At 56.4% G+C, this 16,279-nt stretch carries 16 protein-coding genes; 12 read left to right on the forward strand and 4 right to left on the reverse strand.

Features of this window, described 5'->3' with window-relative positions:
• Positions 1-41: 41 nt before the first annotated feature.
• The 3 genes from AC2A1E_RS13435 to AC2A1E_RS13445 all read right to left on the reverse strand — a co-directional run bounded on the left by AC2A1E_RS13435 (position 42) and on the right by AC2A1E_RS13445 (position 4,036).
• On the reverse strand, positions 42-1,154 hold the full coding sequence (locus AC2A1E_RS13435) for a class II histone deacetylase (RefSeq protein ID WP_484384173.1): 1,113 nt from the start codon (positions 1,152-1,154) through the stop codon (positions 42-44).
• Between the two features lie 200 nt (positions 1,155-1,354).
• A complete protein-coding gene (locus AC2A1E_RS13440) occupies positions 1,355-2,014 on the reverse strand; it encodes a LuxR C-terminal-related transcriptional regulator (RefSeq protein WP_484384174.1) in 660 nt (219 codons plus the stop codon).
• 387 nt (positions 2,015-2,401) lie between these two features.
• Complete coding sequence (locus tag AC2A1E_RS13445; protein WP_484384175.1) at positions 2,402-4,036, reverse strand: DUF4139 domain-containing protein; 1,635 nt, start codon at positions 4,034-4,036, stop codon at positions 2,402-2,404.
• A gap of 211 nt (positions 4,037-4,247) precedes the next feature.
• Between AC2A1E_RS13445 and AC2A1E_RS13450 the strand changes: the two genes are divergently transcribed.
• From AC2A1E_RS13450 to AC2A1E_RS13465, 4 genes are read left to right on the forward strand one after another with little or no spacing between them, the layout of a single operon-like run.
• A complete protein-coding gene (locus tag AC2A1E_RS13450) occupies positions 4,248-5,741 on the forward strand; it encodes an APC family permease (RefSeq protein WP_484384176.1) in 1,494 nt (497 codons plus the stop codon).
• Positions 5,716-6,303 (forward strand): DUF3156 family protein, encoded by a 588-nt coding sequence (locus AC2A1E_RS13455; protein ID WP_484384177.1) that lies wholly within the window; start codon positions 5,716-5,718, stop codon positions 6,301-6,303. Before AC2A1E_RS13450 ends, AC2A1E_RS13455 begins: the two co-directional genes overlap by 26 nt.
• Entirely contained in the window at positions 6,296-7,078 is a 783-nt protein-coding gene (locus AC2A1E_RS13460) for an SDR family NAD(P)-dependent oxidoreductase (RefSeq protein WP_484384178.1), read from the forward strand. Before AC2A1E_RS13455 ends, AC2A1E_RS13460 begins: the two co-directional genes overlap by 8 nt.
• 10 nt (positions 7,079-7,088) lie before the next feature.
• The gene (locus AC2A1E_RS13465) at positions 7,089-7,880 is read left to right on the forward strand and encodes a MoaF C-terminal domain-containing protein (RefSeq protein WP_484384179.1); all 792 of its coding nucleotides are present in this window, start codon (positions 7,089-7,091) and stop codon (positions 7,878-7,880) included.
• A 43-nt stretch (positions 7,881-7,923) separates the two neighbouring features.
• Here AC2A1E_RS13465 and hpaR read toward each other — a convergent pair whose 3' ends face one another.
• Positions 7,924-8,376, reverse strand: a complete 453-nt coding sequence (gene hpaR / locus AC2A1E_RS13470; RefSeq protein ID WP_484384180.1) for a homoprotocatechuate degradation operon regulator HpaR — start codon at positions 8,374-8,376, stop codon at positions 7,924-7,926.
• 297 nt (positions 8,377-8,673) lie between these two features.
• Here hpaR and AC2A1E_RS13475 point away from each other — a divergent pair, with 297 nt between their 5' ends.
• The 8 genes from AC2A1E_RS13475 to hpaX all read left to right on the forward strand — a co-directional run bounded on the left by AC2A1E_RS13475 (position 8,674) and on the right by hpaX (position 16,237).
• Entirely contained in the window at positions 8,674-9,306 is a 633-nt protein-coding gene (locus AC2A1E_RS13475; RefSeq protein WP_484384181.1) for a fumarylacetoacetate hydrolase family protein, read from the forward strand.
• Positions 9,303-10,067: a fumarylacetoacetate hydrolase family protein gene (locus tag AC2A1E_RS13480; RefSeq protein ID WP_484384182.1), complete on the forward strand. Its 765-nt coding sequence runs from the start codon at positions 9,303-9,305 to the stop codon at positions 10,065-10,067. Before AC2A1E_RS13475 ends, AC2A1E_RS13480 begins: the two co-directional genes overlap by 4 nt.
• The gene (gene hpaE / locus AC2A1E_RS13485) at positions 10,064-11,518 is read left to right on the forward strand and encodes a 5-carboxymethyl-2-hydroxymuconate semialdehyde dehydrogenase (protein ID WP_484384183.1); all 1,455 of its coding nucleotides are present in this window, start codon (positions 10,064-10,066) and stop codon (positions 11,516-11,518) included. The genes AC2A1E_RS13480 and hpaE overlap by 4 nt, the downstream gene beginning before the upstream one ends.
• Positions 11,519-11,623: 105 nt before the next feature.
• A complete protein-coding gene (hpaD, locus tag AC2A1E_RS13490) occupies positions 11,624-12,481 on the forward strand; it encodes a 3,4-dihydroxyphenylacetate 2,3-dioxygenase (protein ID WP_484384184.1) in 858 nt (285 codons plus the stop codon).
• Between the two features lie 9 nt (positions 12,482-12,490).
• Positions 12,491-12,877, forward strand: coding sequence for a 5-carboxymethyl-2-hydroxymuconate Delta-isomerase (locus tag AC2A1E_RS13495; protein WP_459401186.1), 387 nt, complete (start codon positions 12,491-12,493; stop codon positions 12,875-12,877).
• Positions 12,878-12,896: 19 nt separating this feature from the next.
• Positions 12,897-13,700 (forward strand): 2-oxo-hept-4-ene-1,7-dioate hydratase, encoded by an 804-nt coding sequence (hpaH, locus tag AC2A1E_RS13500; RefSeq protein ID WP_484384185.1) that lies wholly within the window; start codon positions 12,897-12,899, stop codon positions 13,698-13,700.
• Positions 13,701-14,060: 360 nt separating this feature from the next.
• Positions 14,061-14,855, forward strand: a complete 795-nt coding sequence (gene hpaI / locus AC2A1E_RS13505) for a 4-hydroxy-2-oxoheptanedioate aldolase (RefSeq protein ID WP_484384186.1) — start codon at positions 14,061-14,063, stop codon at positions 14,853-14,855.
• Positions 14,856-14,866: 11 nt separating this feature from the next.
• Positions 14,867-16,237 (forward strand): 4-hydroxyphenylacetate permease, encoded by a 1,371-nt coding sequence (gene hpaX, locus AC2A1E_RS13510; protein WP_484384187.1) that lies wholly within the window; start codon positions 14,867-14,869, stop codon positions 16,235-16,237.
• Positions 16,238-16,279: the final 42 nt, after the last annotated feature.

Here is a 16,279-nt window from a genome sequence, read left to right on the forward strand (position 1 = left end):
TTGGAGACAGAGGCGTGGATGTCCACGCCGCTGTACAGGAATTACAGATCAAGCTCCTTCACCAACCTATCAATAGCTGCGCGCTGGAACTGGTTGAAGGCTTCTCTAGGCTGCTGTTGCTGAATAAACCCCAGCAGCGGATCCTGCACTTCGGTGCGGATCCCGCTCAACTCCTCCATCACCGCCAGCCCGCAGAACGGCACGTAGGCTTCGGCATAACCGCCTTCATGTACCATCACCAGTTTACCCTCGCATAACCGATCGGCAGCGCTTTGCACCAGCGCAGTCATGGCGCGGAAGCTGTCGCTGTGCAGTTGCATGCGCGCCAGCGGATCGAGGGCGTTGGCGTCGTAACCGCAGGCGATAATGATTAATTCCGGCTTGAAACGCTCCAACGCCGGGATCACCATCTGCTGCATGGCGTATTGATAGCCGTCGTCACCGGCACCGGCCAGCAGTGGAATATTGAGGTTATAACCGCGACCGGCACCTTCCCCACGATCCTGCTCACCGGCGTAACCCGCAGGGAAACAGCCGTCCTGATGCAAAGAAATGGTTAACACGTCATCGCGCTGCCAGTAGATATGCTGAGTGCCATTGCCGTGGTGCACGTCCCAGTCGATCACCGCTACTTTACCCAACCCGAGTTTGGCCTGAGCGCGTTCGATGGCGATCGGGATATTGGCCAGAAAACAGAATCCCATCGATTGATCCGGCAGGCAGTGGTGGCCCGGCGGGCGCGATAGCGAGTAGGCATTGTCCAATTCGCCTTTCAGCACCGCCTCGACGGCGGCGCAGGCCAAGCCGGCGGAGAGCTTGGCGATCTCATAACTGCCTGGCCCCAATGGCGCTTCTTCCCCCAGCATGCCGCCGCCGTTGTCGCTCAGTTGCTTGAAGCGTTGCAGGTAGTGTGCGGGGTGGATACGCAGCAGATCCTCTTCTTCCGCCGGTTCTGCGCTCAGCAGGTTGAGCTGGCGCGACAGGCCGGAAACGTCCATCAGGTTTTTCATCCGCCGCTTGGTTTCCGGCGATTCCGCATGGCCTGCGCCCGATGGCGGTTGCACCCAGCCGCCCACTGGCAGAGTGGTGGCGTGCAGGCCAGTGCTGTGCCAGAAGCAGCGTTCATCAAAGAAGAAACCGGTTTTTCTTTTCACCTTATAACTCCTGTTATTGCCGTGAGCAGCCCGGGCGGGCAGGGGAGCGCGGCACCGACAGCAGGCATTGCGATTGAGTGCTTGGGCATAATAAATATCCTTGATTTTCATCCATAAATACCCGCCACGCCGTTTTTTGCGCATGCGGAAGCCACGCCAGAGTTGGCGGATCTTGTGCTGTGATATTTTGAGTAAAACGATCAGCCGTGAGCGATAAAACCGCTGGAAACCAACTCAGTGCGGTTAACCACCGCCGTTTTGGCAAAGATATTGCGCATATGCGTTTTCACCGTCGAGAGCGAAATCCCCAGCTTCAAGGCAATGCGTTTATTACTCGCCCCTTCGCGCACCATATTGACGATCTCCTGCTCTTTGGCGGTGAGCAGTGGTGCCTCTGCGTCGGGCAGCAGATCGCGGGTAGCCAGTTCGATCAAAGGCATGATCGCCCGCAGCCGGCTGCGTTCGGGCTCGGTGAACGGCGTATCGCGGATCAACGAAACCCCGGCGATGATCCGCTTGCGCTGGCGAATAAAGATCTCGGTCATATCGCGCATCTGGTTCGGCAACATAAAGTCGTGATAGTAGTGACTGTTATTGGCGAATGCCGCCGGGTTCATGCCCACCATGGTGATCTCCTGCTGGTGGAAATTGGCGGGTTTATGTGGATCCAACTGCTGAAAGTGACTCAGATATTGCTGGTGGGTGTTATCAGAAATGCCGTGCAGGATATAGTGTTCGGGCCGCAGATCCGGATCGACCAGATAGAATACCGCCGCAGAAACCGGGATCAGATGCGCAATGGTATTCAGACAGCTTGAGATAAAAGCGTCGTTACGCACGGGGGATGATGTGGTTTGCATGATTCATTTTCCTCCCTTTCTTGATCTGCCGCTTGTGCAATATATGAACGTTGCAAGCATAGTTATAGTTGCAGCAAATAATTAACACAATAAGAACATATTAACAACGTGAGCGTTATTGCAATAAAACACATTAATAACAACATCTCGGTGTTGGGTTGGTAGGCTTTTTATCTCTGATTAATAGCAGTTTCATTAATACATTAATAAAAATGATGTGGTAGTTTCCCGCTGAATTTACAACGGTTTCTGCGATTTCTATCTCTGCCATATTTGGCGTAGCGGCGTGCTACAAATAGCACCGCGTGTGGGCTGGCCTCGTTCTTAAGAACGATAGCCAGGCCTGTTTGTGGTTTTCTGCGGGGGAAAGGATGACTTAAATGCGTTCTACAGACCGTTAACCCGTTGGTCTTTCGGGTATTTCACCGTATAGGATAAGCCCAATTTACGGGATTGATTTGGCGCCAGATCCAGCGCCCATTGAACTTCGCCGGTATCTTTATTGTAATTGGCACCGTCATAGTTGAGGTTATCGACCGTGATGGTGGAGTCACGGCTCATCGGCACCTGATCCAGCACCACCAATTTAACCGGCTCTTTACGGGTGTTTTTGACCTCCATAACGTAGGAATATTGCTGGCTGACGGAATTACCAAAAAACTCGGATTTAGAAGTGAGCTGTTTGTCATTCTCACGGTTAATAATAATTTTCTTATCCCGGCCTAAAGACAGATCCAGCGTCTCTTTGGCGTTCTTGATATTGATATAGCCTTGCCCAACAAAGGAACCTTCAAAGAAAATGCTGGATTGACCCGGCAGCAGATTGAGGTTTTCCCACTCTTTTAGCTGAACCTGTAAAAATGCATCCTGCTCTAACTTTGGCACTACCACATAACGGTAGTCGCCTTGCACATCGACATCTTTAATTAATACCGCATGGCCTTTGCCGTCGGCGGCAATATTGTAGGGCAGGGAAATGCTGAAACGGGTATTAACACCGCCGACATCGGTGACCACATAATCTGACAACGATTGACTCTTAACTTTTCGCTCTTGCGCCCCTGCCAGGGTAGCGGTGGACTCATCAGCCATCGGCGCGGGGGCCATGGCGGGCATCGGCGTTTCTTGCGCCACCATTTTGCTGCGCGAGTAATCCTTATACAGATCGAGATACCAAGGATTTAAGCGCGGAGCCTGTGCGCCCTCGCTGGGGTTACCGCTGGAAAGCGTCAGATTCACTTTATTCCAGTTAATCCCACTGTTTTGGAAGACGTTGGCTTTATAGCTGAGCTTTACCGGGCGATTAATATTCTCCACCCGCACATCATAGGTTGGAACCCAACCCGCATCCTGAATCACGTAGGATAATTTAATATCACTGGTCACGGCTTTCGGCGTGTAAAACTTCACTACCACCTGATTCACCGCCTGGCCGGTTTTTTGCTGCGCTTCCTCAAGCTGGCTGTTCAACTTTTCGATATTTTTATCGATGGCGGCGATCTTTTCTTTAAGATCAATATCCGCCAGCAAAGCTTCGCTCATTCGCTTGCTGACCAGTTCAAGCATCTGGTTAATTTGTTCAACCGAAGCGCCTTCTTTCTCACCGCCTAGCGCTTTATTGCTTTCCAGCACCGAGAGCTGAGCCTGAATCACTTCCCGCTGCACGTTCAGCTTACTCTGCTCACGGGTTGCCGTTTCAATCTGCGTGGTCAGTTGCACCACTTCTGGTGAGATATTCTCGGTCAGAAAGTCCCGTTTTACGCTGGAGGATTGAACCACCACCCCGTTATCGGCATCCAGCATCAGGCTTTGTTCATTCACTCCGCTGGCAATATTGGTAAATATCACTTCGCTTTCACCCGCCGGTAAGGTGACTTTAGCGCTATTGAATAACTCGGCGCCGCGAATAAACACCGTCACATCATTGAGCTTAATGTCCTGTATCTGCGTTGCGGCATAGGCTGGGTAGGCTAAAACTAGCGAGGCGCACAGCAATGTGGTTTTAAATCCCTGCATCGTCATTGATTTATCCTTAAATATCGTATGGTAATAGGCCTACATTATTCATACCGACGCCGAGAAGCAAATACGCTGCGCTCGCGTGATATCACCCACAAGTTAATTCTCCTCGTTCTTAAGGACGATAGTCAGACTTTTCTTTTCCTTCTTATAGTGAGATTGCCGCTTCTTGCGGCCACAACACCGGGTCAAAAACTATAAAGAGGATGTAACCATGAACCTGTCATCACGGCTCCATGCCCAGCTTGAACGGGGCAAGGTCGGGTTCCCCACCACGTTAGCCAGTTCGGTTGGGGTGATAATGGCCAGCCCGGTGATCCTGACCGTGACCAGCGGTTTTGGCATCGGGGGTGATACCTTCGCGCTGGCGATGCTGATCGCCTTTATCATGATGCAAGCACAGCTCACCACTTTTTCCGAAGCGGCGGCGATCATGCCGACCACCGGCTCGGTGTATGACTATATCTCTTGCGGCATGGGGCGATTTTTTGCCATTACTGGCACCCTGTCGGCCTATCTGATCGTGCATATCTTTGCTGGCACTGCCGAAACCATTCTCTCCGGCATCATGGCGCTGGTGAACTTTGAGCATCTCAACACTCTGGTGGAAAGCCACAATGCGTCGTGGATGATCGGCATCGGTTTGGTGATCATCTTCGGCCTGCTGAATGCGCTGGGCATTGAGGCTTTCGGCAAGGCGGAAGTGGTGCTGACGTTCTGCATGTGGACCACGCTGATGATCTTCTCGATCGCCGGGTTGCTGCTGCCCCACGCGGTGCCGCTGGAAGGCTGGTTCGGCAGTACGCTCGACGTCGGCGATCCCTGGGCGGTATTCAGCCTGATTGGCATGGCGATGTTTATGTTCGTCGGCTGCGAACTAGTGACGCCGATGGCACCGGAGATTAAACGCTCCCACCGCGTCATCCCGCGTGCCATGTCGTTAGGATTGTGCGGCGTGGCGACCTGTATGGCGTTGTACGGTGCGGCGCTCAGCCATCAGGTGGAAAACGTAGTGCTGGATGCGGCCAACAACGTGCATCTGCTGGATACGCCGATGGCCATTCCGGCGTTTGCTGGCCGAGTGATGGGGGACTTTGGTAAATACTGGCTCGGTATCGGGTTGCTGTTGGCCGGTGCCGCCACCATCAACACCCTGATGGCGGCGGTGCCACGCATTATGTACGGCATGGTGCTGGACGGGGCATTGCCGCGCATTTTTGCTTACCTGCATCCACGGTTTAAAACCCCGGTGGTAGCCATTGCGGCGGCGGTGTTGATCCCTTGTGTGCATGCTATTGCCATTCAGGGCAATCTGGATCGCATCATTCCGATGGTGCTGGCCGCCGTCTGCGCCTGGGGCGTGGCCTATCTGCTGGTGACCTGCTCGGTGGTGATCCTGCGCGTCCGCCGCCCGGATCTGCCGCGTGCCTATAAATCGCCGTGGTTCCCGCTGCCGCAGATCGTCTCTAGCATCGGTATTCTGCTGGCGATTTTCAATATTACCCCGCCGGGTATGAACCCGAGTGACGTCTATATCCCGTTCGGCATCATGATTGGCCTGACCGCTGCCTATGCGTTGTTCTGGACCCTGTGCGTGCAGCGAGTTAACCCGTTTAAACCGGTGCCGGTGGAAGAAGTGCTGGAACGCGCCTTTACCAGGGCAGAAAACGAGGAGGTGGAATTTGATCGGCTTACTTCCCTCACTTAATCGCGCTTGGCGGCGCGATCCTCCCGGTTATCAACCGGGGGTGACGCTGAACCGTTTGGCTAATAATTTGCAACCCTATGTCTGTGAACGGCTGGCGGCCAACCAACTGCGGCTGACGCTGCCGCAGGGGCCGAGCATCGATATCAGCGAGCAGGTGCAATCGCTGTTTCTGGCGCATATCGTCACCCACCGTTTTCGCTTGCAGGGCCTGACCACGCTTGCTGAACCGCTGGTGCTGAAGGTGATTACCGGCGGCTGGCTGCGCCGCAACGGCGTGATTTATCGCACCAAAGCCAAACATGCGAGTGCCCAGCGGCTGCTGACCATGCTGCATCAATATCCACAAATCGGGGCAACCTTGGAGAAGCTTGATTTCCGCCATGTTACGCTCCAGGTGAAAGACGGTGGCTGGCAGTTGGAGATTGAACATTTCGCGGCTTCCGAAGTGGTCAGCCGTTTGCCCGCCAGCCGTCGCTATTTGCGGCTGGAGGCCGAGCAGCGGCGTTTGCTGCTGAGCAGCTTCCTGATGATTAGCCAGTTGATGGAGAAGTGCGATGAGTAGAGTGGTGGTGATCACCGGCGGCGGCAGCGGCATTGGTGCCGCCTGCGCGCGCTTGCTGGCACAGCAGGGCGATCGGGTGTTTATCGTTGGCCGCCGCCATGCACCGCTGAACGCGCTGGCGGATGAGATTGGTGCGCAGGCGGTGGTCGGCGATGCCGCCAGTGGTGACAGCTGGCAAAAGGTGATGTTACCGGCGATTTTAGCGCAGGCCGGGCGTATTGATTGCCTGATCGGCTGCGCCGGTGGCATGGGGTTGGGGCGAATTACCGACGTGAGCGACAGCCAGTGGCAGCAGGCGCTGGACAGCAATCTTAACAGCGCGTTTGCCAGCGCGCGGGCTTGCCTGCCGGAGCTGGTGAACAGCGGCGGCAACCTGCTGTTTGTGGCGTCGATCGCTTCATTGGCAGCCGGGCCGGAGGTGTGCGGCTACGTTACAGCCAAACATGCGTTGATCGGCCTGATGCGCTCTATTGCTCGCGATTACGGTCCGCAGGGCGTGCGCGCCAACGCGGTATGCCCCGGCTGGGTGACCACGCCGATGGCGGATGAAGAGATGCAACCACTGATGGCGGCGCATAATTTAACGCTGGAACAGGCTTACCAGCGGGTCTGCCGCGATGTGCCACTGCGCCGCCCGGCCAGCGCCGAAGAGATCGCGCAGGTGTGCCGTTTTCTCTGTTCACCGCAGGCATCGATTATTACCGGTGCCGCGCTGGTGGCCGATGGCGGTTCCACGATTGTCGATGTCCCTACCTTAGCGTTCACCTCTTTATAAGGAGCAGCAGATGAGTTCAGAAGCGGTATTTATTCAGGTTGGCGCGTTGGCAGAAGGTTTCGCCCCGCACAGCCATACGCTGGAGCAACAGGATTTAGCGGGTATGACGCTGGCTTTCTGTTTTGCCGAAGGGGATTCAGTGAGCTGCCATTTCAATGACGATCAAACCTTGCTGTGGCAGGATCGGCGCGTTGACTACCGTGCCACCAGCATTCGCCCGGGGATCCTGTTTATCGATTTTCTCGATCCGCAGCGCGCCAACGGCAGCATCACGCTGGTGTGCGATCGTCAACAGGGCAACTTTACCGCAGTGTATGGCCAATTGCCGGATGAGCCGCAGGTGCGGCTGGATGCCTTCAGCCGGGTCGAGCAGGGGTTGCCGTTGACGGCGGTGAATGTGCAATTGCGCTTTGGCCGTCTGGATCACAACGCAGCGCCGTTGCCGCAGTTGACCGACGAACTGATCGGCATGCGTAATCTGTACACCTACAGCCCAACCGAGCGTTACGAGCATATCTATCTGAATGATAATTTCTACGCCTGGCAGTGCTTAGACGGCGTTGAGCAAGGGTTGGCGGACGTCGATCGCTGCCATTATGTGAAAGTGGCGGAACGGCTCTACCTGTTCGTCTGGCGCGAAAAAATTGTGCCGACGCTCGGCGTGGTGCTGATCGATCTGCAAGGGATGCGCACCGATGGCAAGATCCTTGGTTATCAGGGCAGTGATTTCAACGCCTTGAGTAACTTTGCCGTGGGAGCGCATGCGCAGATCCTCAATATCACTCAGCATCCGCTGGCCTGAGCCGAGAAATTGCACGTTGCAGCGCCGTTGGCTGCAACTCTCATTATTGCTCGCTGGAGTCCACCGCCACGTCGTCCGGCTGCTTATCACCCAACAGAGTCAACTCACCCAGCAACCCCATCAGTTGTTCCATTTTCTGCCGTGAAAACGCCGCTTCAATCTCTTGATAGCCCTGTTCCACCTGATGACGTGCCAACTCATACAGCTCCTGACCCTGCTGGGTCAGCGAGACATACAGCTTGCGCTGATCGTTGACCGGTTTAAGGCGGAAGATCAGTTTATCCCGTTCCATGCGCGACAGAATGCCGGTCAGGCTGGGGCGCAGGATGCAGGTTGCTGCGGCTAATTCATGGAACTCAATCGAACGGCTGTTGGCCAAGACGCGAATGATACGCCACTGCTGTTCCGTCAGATTATGGCTTTTCAGGATCGGGCGGAAGAACCCCATGGCGGTTTCACGCGCCTGCAACAGGGCGATGGTGAGCGATTCATGCATGTGTATGGCCTTTAGCTTTCAAAACGTTCTGTCTGTTGAGAGGGGTTTGTTAATAACTTAATAGTAGCCAACTTTGCGGCGATGAAGGAAGCAAAAGTACCCGCCGTGATGAAAAAAAACACTAGAAAAGGTTAACGGATTGAATAATAGCAGCAATGTTTTTGTTTTGTGAATATTTCGTTATCGCGATCACAAATTAAATTAACCGCGTTGCGTAAAAGCTGAACAGCGTATAAAACTAATCATTAATATATTAACGAATAGTGATTGTGCTGTTTTGCCATTGAAGGAGTCTCTATGAAAGGCACCGTATTTTCCGTTGCACTGAATCACCGCAGCCAGCTTGATGCCTGGGATCAGGCGTTTCGCGCGGCCCCGTATCAAACCCCGCCGAAGACGCCAGTGTGGTTTATCAAACCTCGTAACACTCATCTGATCAACGGCGGCAGCATTCCCTTCCCGGCCGGTGAAACCGTGCAAAGTGGTGCCACGCTGGCGGTAGTGATCGGCAGCATTGCCCGTAAGGTTCCAGCAGCGAAGGTGGCTGACTACATTGCCGGTTATGCACTGGCCAATGACGTTAGCCTGCCGGAAACCAGTTTTTACCGCCCGGCGATCAAAGCCAAATGCCGCGACGGTTTCTGCCCGCTCGGCGAAGTGGTGCCGTTAAGTAGTGTGGGTCAACTGGAGATCGTCACCGAAATCAACGGGGTAGAGCAGGATCGTTGGTCAACCGCCGATCTGGTGCGTTCGGTGCCGGAGCTGATCGCCGCCATCAGCGATTTCATTACCCTACAACCGGGCGACGCGGTGCTGGTTGGCACGCCGCACCAGCGGGTGGAAATCAAACCGGGTGATGTCGTCACGGTGCGGGCCGCAGGCTTGCCAACTCTTAACAACCGCGTGATGCAGGTAGGAGAATCATCATGAAACATGCTCGTATCCGCCATCATGGCCAGATTGTGAACGTCACCGTTGATGACCAGTTGCAGGTCACGCTGCCGGACGGCAGCAAGTTAGATGAATATGACGTCGAGTGGCTGCCGCCTGCGCAGGGTACGGTGTTCGCCCTCGGCCTGAATTACGCCGATCACGCCAGTGAGCTGGAGTTTAAAGCGCCGGAAGAACCGCTGGTGTTCCTGAAAGGGCCAAACACGCTGACCGGCCATCGCCAGGTATCGGTGCGTCCAGCGGGCGTCGACTATATGCATTACGAAGCCGAACTGGTGGCGGTGATCGGCAAAACCGCGCGCAACGTCAGCCGCGAACAGGCGATGGAATACGTGGCCGGTTACACCCTGTGTAACGACTACGCGATCCGCGATTACCTGGAAAACTACTACCGACCAAATCTGCGGGTGAAGAGCCGCGACACGCTGACGCCGATCGGCCCTTACATTGTCGATCGTGACGATGTTAACGATCCGCACAACCTGGCGCTCAGTACCTACGTCAACGGCGAGTTACGCCAACGCGGCACCACTGCCGATATGATCTTCGACATCCCATTCCTGATCGCTTATCTGAGCGAATTTATGACGTTGCAACCGGGCGACATGATCGCCACCGGTACGCCGAAAGGCTTGGCCGATGTGCAGCCGGGCGACGAAGTGGTGGTGGAGATCGAAGGCATTGGCCGCTTGGTTAACCACATTATCAGTGAAAAAGATTACGAGGAGAGCCTGAGATGAAAACCATCAACCATTGGATCAACGGCAAGAACGTTGCCAGTAAAGAGTATTTCACCACCGTTAACCCGGCCAACGGTGAAGTGCTGGCGGAAGTGGCCTCCGGCGGCCAGTTGGAGATCGATCAGGCGGTAGCGGCCGCCAAAGAGGCTTTCCCGAAATGGGCGAATACGCCAATGAAAGAGCGCGCGCGCCTGATGCGCCGCCTGGGTGAACTGATCGACCAGAACGTGCCGCAGATTGCCGAAATGGAAACCGCTGACACCGGTTTGCCGATCCACCAGACCAGAAACGTGCTGATCCCGCGTGCTTCACACAACTTTGAGTTCTTTGCCGAAATCTGCCAGCAGATGAATGGCCGCACCTATCCGGTGGACGACAAGATGCTCAACTACACGCTGATCCAACCGGTGGGGGTGTGTGCGCTGGTGTCGCCGTGGAACGTGCCGTTTATGACCGCCACCTGGAAGACCGCGCCCTGCCTGGCGTTGGGCAACACCGCGGTGCTGAAAATGTCCGAACTGTCGCCGCTGACTGCCGATCGCCTGGGCGAGCTGGCGCTGGAAGCCGGTATTCCGGCCGGGGTGCTGAACGTGGTGCAGGGCTACGGCGCTACCGCAGGCGATGCGCTGGTGCGCCATAAAGACGTGCGCGCGGTGTCGTTCACCGGCGGCACCTCCACCGGCCGCCGCATCATTGAAAGCGCCGGGCTGAAGAAGTTCTCGATGGAATTGGGCGGTAAATCGCCGGTGCTGATCTTTGAAGATGCCGATATTGAGCGCGCATTGGACGCCGCGCTGTTCACCATCTTCTCAATCAACGGCGAACGCTGCACCGCCGGTTCGCGCATCTTTATTCAGGAAAGCATCTATCCGGAATTCGTCAAACGCTTTGCCGAGCGCGCCAACCGCCTGCGCGTGGGCGATCCGCAGGATCCGAATACCCAGGTAGGCGCACTGATCAGCCCGCAGCACTGGGACAAAGTTTCCGGCTATATCCGCCTGGGCATCGAAGAGGGGGCCACCCTGCTGGCGGGCGGCCCGGATAAACCGGCGGGCTTGAGCCACGGCAACTTCCTGCGCCCGACGGTGCTGGCGGATGTCGACAACCGTATGCGTATCGCGCAGGAGGAGATTTTCGGGCCGGTGGCCTGCCTGCTGCCGTTCAAATCAGAAGAAGACGGCCTGCGCATGGCCAACGATGTGGAGTACGGCCTGGCGTCGTACATCTGGACGCAGGATGTGAGCAAGGTGCTGCGTCTGGCCCGCAATATTGAAGCGGGTATGGTGTTCGTCAACACCCAGAACGTTCGCGATCTGCGTCAGCCGTTTGGCGGGGTGAAAGCCTCCGGCACCGGCCGCGAAGGGGGCGAGTACAGCTTCGAAGTGTTTGCCGAAATGAAAAACGTCTGTATTTCCATGGGGGATCACCCGATCCCACGCTGGGGTGTGTAACAGGTTTCACACCCTTTAGATTAACCAAGGACTTATACCCAGATTTCGAGTTACGGCACAGCTAACGCACCTGTAACTCGACGTATGAAGGGTATGGGAGGATATATGGGTAAGTTAGCATTAGCCGCAAAGATCACACACGTTCCTTCAATGTATCTGTCTGAGCTGCCGGGCAAGCACCACGGCTGCCGCCAGGCGGCCATCGATGGCCACAAAGAGATCGGTGCACGCTGCCGCGAACTGGGCGTCGATACCATCATTGTGTTCGACACCCACTGGCTGGTGAACAGCGCCTATCACATCAACTGCACCGGGCATTTCAAAGGGGTCTATACCAGTAACGAATTGCCGCACTTTATCCGCGATATGACCTATGAGTACGACGGTAACCCGGAACTGGGCCACTTGATCGCTGATGAAGCCTGCAAGCTCGGGGTGCGCGCTAAGGCGCACGAGATCCCAAGCCTGGAGCTGGAGTACGGCACGCTGGTCCCGATGCGTTACATGAACAGCGATCGGCACTTCAAGGTGGTGTCCATTTCTGCCTTCTGCACCGTGCATGACTTTGCCGACAGTCGCCGCATGGGTGAAGCGATCAAAACCGCGATCGAGAAATACGACGGCACCGTGGCGGTGCTGGCCAGCGGCTCGCTGTCTCACCGCTTTATCGACGATCAGCGTGCCGAGCAAGGCATGCACAGCTACACCCGCCAGTTCGATCAGCAGATGGACGAACGCGTGGTGCAGCTTTGGAAAGCTGGGCGCTTCAGCGAGTTCTGCGAAATGCTGCCGGAATATGCCAACTACTGCTACGGCGAAGGCAACATGCACGACACCGTGATGCTGCTGGGTCTGCTGGGCTGGGATAAATACGATGGCCAGGTGGAGTTTGTCACCCCGCTGTTTGCCAGTTCCGGTACCGGGCAGGTGAATGCCGTATTCCCACTCCCTGCTGAAGCCTGAGGTGCCTGAATGCCCCATTTTTATGCTGAATGTACTGACAACATCCGCCGGGAGGCGGATTTGCCCGCGCTGTTTGCCAAGGTGCACCACGCGCTGGCGGAAACCGGCATTTTCCCGCTGGCGGGCATCCGCAGCCGCGCCATCTGGCTGGATACCTGGCAGATGGCCGATGGCAAGCAGAACTATGCCTTCGTGCATATGACGTTGAAGATCGGTCACGGCCGCAGCCTGGAAAGCCGCCAACAGGTGGCGGAAATGCTGTTCATCCTGATCAAGGATCACTTCGCCGCGCTGATGGCCAACCGTTATCTGGCACTCTCTTTCACCTTGGAAGAGCTGGATCCGGTGCTGAATTACAAGCAAAACAACGTCCACGCGCTGTTTAGTAAAAACTGAATAAGAGGAAGGGCCATCAATGCTGGATAAAGACGTACTGAGCCGAGCCGTGCAGCGCCTGCATCAGGCGGAACAGAACCGGGAGCAGATCCGCGCGCTGTCGCTGGATCACCCGGAGATCACCATCGAAGATGCCTATGCCATCCAGCGCCAGTGGGTTGAGCTGAAGATTGCTGAAGGGCGCACGTTGAAAGGCCACAAGATCGGCCTGACGTCGCGCGCCATGCAGATGAGCTCGCAGATCACCGAACCGGATTACGGCGCGCTGCTGGACGACATGTTCTTCAACGACGGCAGCGATATTCCTTTTGATCGCTTTATCGTGCCGCGCGTGGAGGTGGAACTGGCGTTCGTGCTGGCGAAACCGCTGCGCGGGCCGAACTGCACGCTGTTCGACGTGTACAACGCCACCGACTATGTGATCCCGGCGCTGGAGATCATCGATGCGCGCAGCCATAACGTCGATCCGCAAACCCAGCGGCCACGCAAGGTATTCGACACCATCTCTGATAACGCCGCCAATGCGGGCGTGGTGATGGGTGGCAGGCCAATCAAGCCGGATGCGCTGGATCTGCGCTGGATCAGCGCCTTGCTGTATCGCAACGGGGTGATTGAAGAGTCTGGCGTGGCGGCGGCGGTGCTGAATCATCCGGCCAACGGCGTAGCGTGGTTAGCCAATAAGCTGTTCCCGTATGACGTGGAACTGGAAGCCGGGCAGATCATCCTCGGTGGCTCCTTTACCCGGCCGGTGCCCGCACGGCGTGGCGATACCTTCCATGCGGACTATGGCCCGATGGGCTGCATCAGCTGCCGGTTTGTCTGATCGATCCCCCTCACCCTGACCCTCTCCCCGAGGGAGAGGGGACGGATCGAGTTCGTTGAGGCCGTTGTGCAGAGGCTAATCAAGTACAGCGATTGCCCTCTCCTTTGGAGACGGATCGAGTTTGTTGAGGCTGTTGTGCAGAGGCTAATCAAGTGCAGCGATTGCCCTCTCCTTTGGGGACGGCTGGAGTTCGTTGATGCCGTTGTGCAGAGGCTAATCAAGTGCAGCGATTGCCCTCTCCTTTGGGGACGGATCGAGTTCGTTGAGGCTGTTGTGCAGAGGCTAATCAAGTGCACTGATTGCTCCCTCTCCCTGAGGGAGAGGGCTGGGGTGAGGGGGAAATACCTAATGGAGAACACAATGCTAACTAACCAATTTAAACAGGCCTTGCAGGAAAAACGCCCGCAGATTGGCCTGTGGCTGGGGCTATGCAGCAGCTACAGCGCCGAACTGCTGGCCGGAGCCGGATTTGACTGGCTGCTGATCGACGGCGAACACGCGCCAAACAACGTGCAGACGGTGCTCAGCCAATTGCAGGCAGTAGCGCCTTATCCCAGCCACCCGGTGGTGCGCCCGGCCTGGAACGATGCGGTGTTGATCAAACAGCTGCTGGACGTTGGTACGCAAACCTTACTGATCCCGATGATCCAGAACGCTGAACAGGCACAGGCAGCGGTGCGCGCAACCCGCTATCCGCCGCACGGCATCCGCGGCGTGGGTAGCGCGCTGGCTCGAGCATCACGCTGGAACCGGGTGCCTAACTATCTTCAGCAGGCCGACAGCCAGATGTGCGTACTGGTGCAGATCGAAACCCGTGAAGCGGTGAACAATCTGGATGCCATTTTGCAGGTGGAAGGCGTGGACGGGGTATTTATCGGCCCGGCGGATCTGAGTGCCGATATGGGCTTTGCGGGGAATCCGCAGCACCCGGAAGTGCAGCGCACCATTGATGATGCTATCGCACGCATCAGCGCCGCTGGCAAGGCTCCGGGCATCCTGACCGCCCAGATGGAGCTGGCGCAGCATTATCTGGAATCCGGTGCGCTGTTTGTCGCCGTTGGGGTGGATACCACCCTGCTGGCGCGGGCGGCTGAATCCTTGGCAAGCCAATTCAAGCGGGGCAAACCGACAGAGCAATCCCCGGGCGTCTACTAATCGGAGTCACTATGAGCAACGTCGATTCGCTCAAGCCGCTTAACCCGGCTGAGCAACATAAAGCGTTAACCGCCACCGAGCAGTCGGTGATTAAAAAGTTATTTCGGCGCCTGATTATTTTCTTATTTGTGTTGTTTGTTTTCTCGTTTCTTGACCGCATCAACATCGGGTTTGCCGGGCTGACCATGAAGCAGGACCTCGGTCTTAGCTCCACTATGTTCGGCCTGGCGGCAACGCTGTTTTACGTTACCTACGTGATCTTCGGTATCCCCAGTAACATCATGCTGAGCAGGGTAGGGGCACGGCGTTGGATCGCCACCATCATGGTGCTGTGGGGCATTGCCTCTACCTGCACCATGTTCGCCACCGGGCCAACCAGCCTGTACGTGCTGCGGATGATCGTCGGCATTACCGAGGCGGGCTTCCTGCCGGGGATCCTGGTGTATCTCACCTACTGGTTCCCGGCGTTCTACCGCGCCCGGGCCAACGCGCTGTTTATGATTGCCATGCCGGTGACCATGGCGTTGGGTTCGTTGGTGTCCGGCTACATTCTGGCGCTGGACGGCATGATGAACCTGAAAGGTTGGCAGTGGCTGTTCCTGCTGGAAGGAATCCCCTCGGTGATCCTGGGTGTGGTGGTGTGGTTCTATCTTGACGATACGCCAGCGAAAGCCAAATGGCTGACCGACGAAGAGAAAAGTAGCCTGCAGGCGATGATGGAGGCGGACAAGCTGCAACTGGTGCAGCCAGAAGGGCCAAGCAGCCATCGGGCTTTGCAGCAGCGCAGTCTGTGGCGCGAAGTGCTGACACCGGTGGTGTTGATGTATACGCTGGCCTATTTCTGCCTGACCAACACCCTGAGCGCCATCAATATCTGGACGCCGCAGATCCTGCAAAGCTTTAACCAGAGCAGCAGCAATATTGTGATCGGCATTCTGGCGGCGATCCCACAGATCTGTACCATCGCCGGTATGATTTGGTGGAGTAAACGTTCGGATCGGTTGCAAGAGCGTAAATACCACACCGCGTTGCCGTACCTGTTTGCCGCTGCGGGCTGGCTGCTGGCTTCGGCCACCAACCACAGCATGATCCAGTTGCTGGGGATTGTGATGGCGTCGGTGGGATCCTTTACGGCGATGGCGATCTTCTGGACTACGCCGGATCAGTCGATCAGCTTTGAGGCGCGTGCGGTGGGGATCGCGGTGATCAACGCCACCGGGAATATCGGCTCCGCCGTCAGCCCGCTGCTGATCGGCTGGTTCAAGGATGTGACCGGCAGCTTCAACTCCGGGCTGTATTTTGTCTCGGCGCTGCTGATTATCGGTGCCGTGCTGGTATGGCGTATCCCGATGAAAGATTCACGGCCGCGTGCCACGCCTTAAAACTCAAAACCAAGGGGCTCAAAAAATGTTGAGCCCCGCTAT

The sequence above is a fragment of the Serratia sp. HNCC26DJ206 genome (assembly GCF_057180605.1).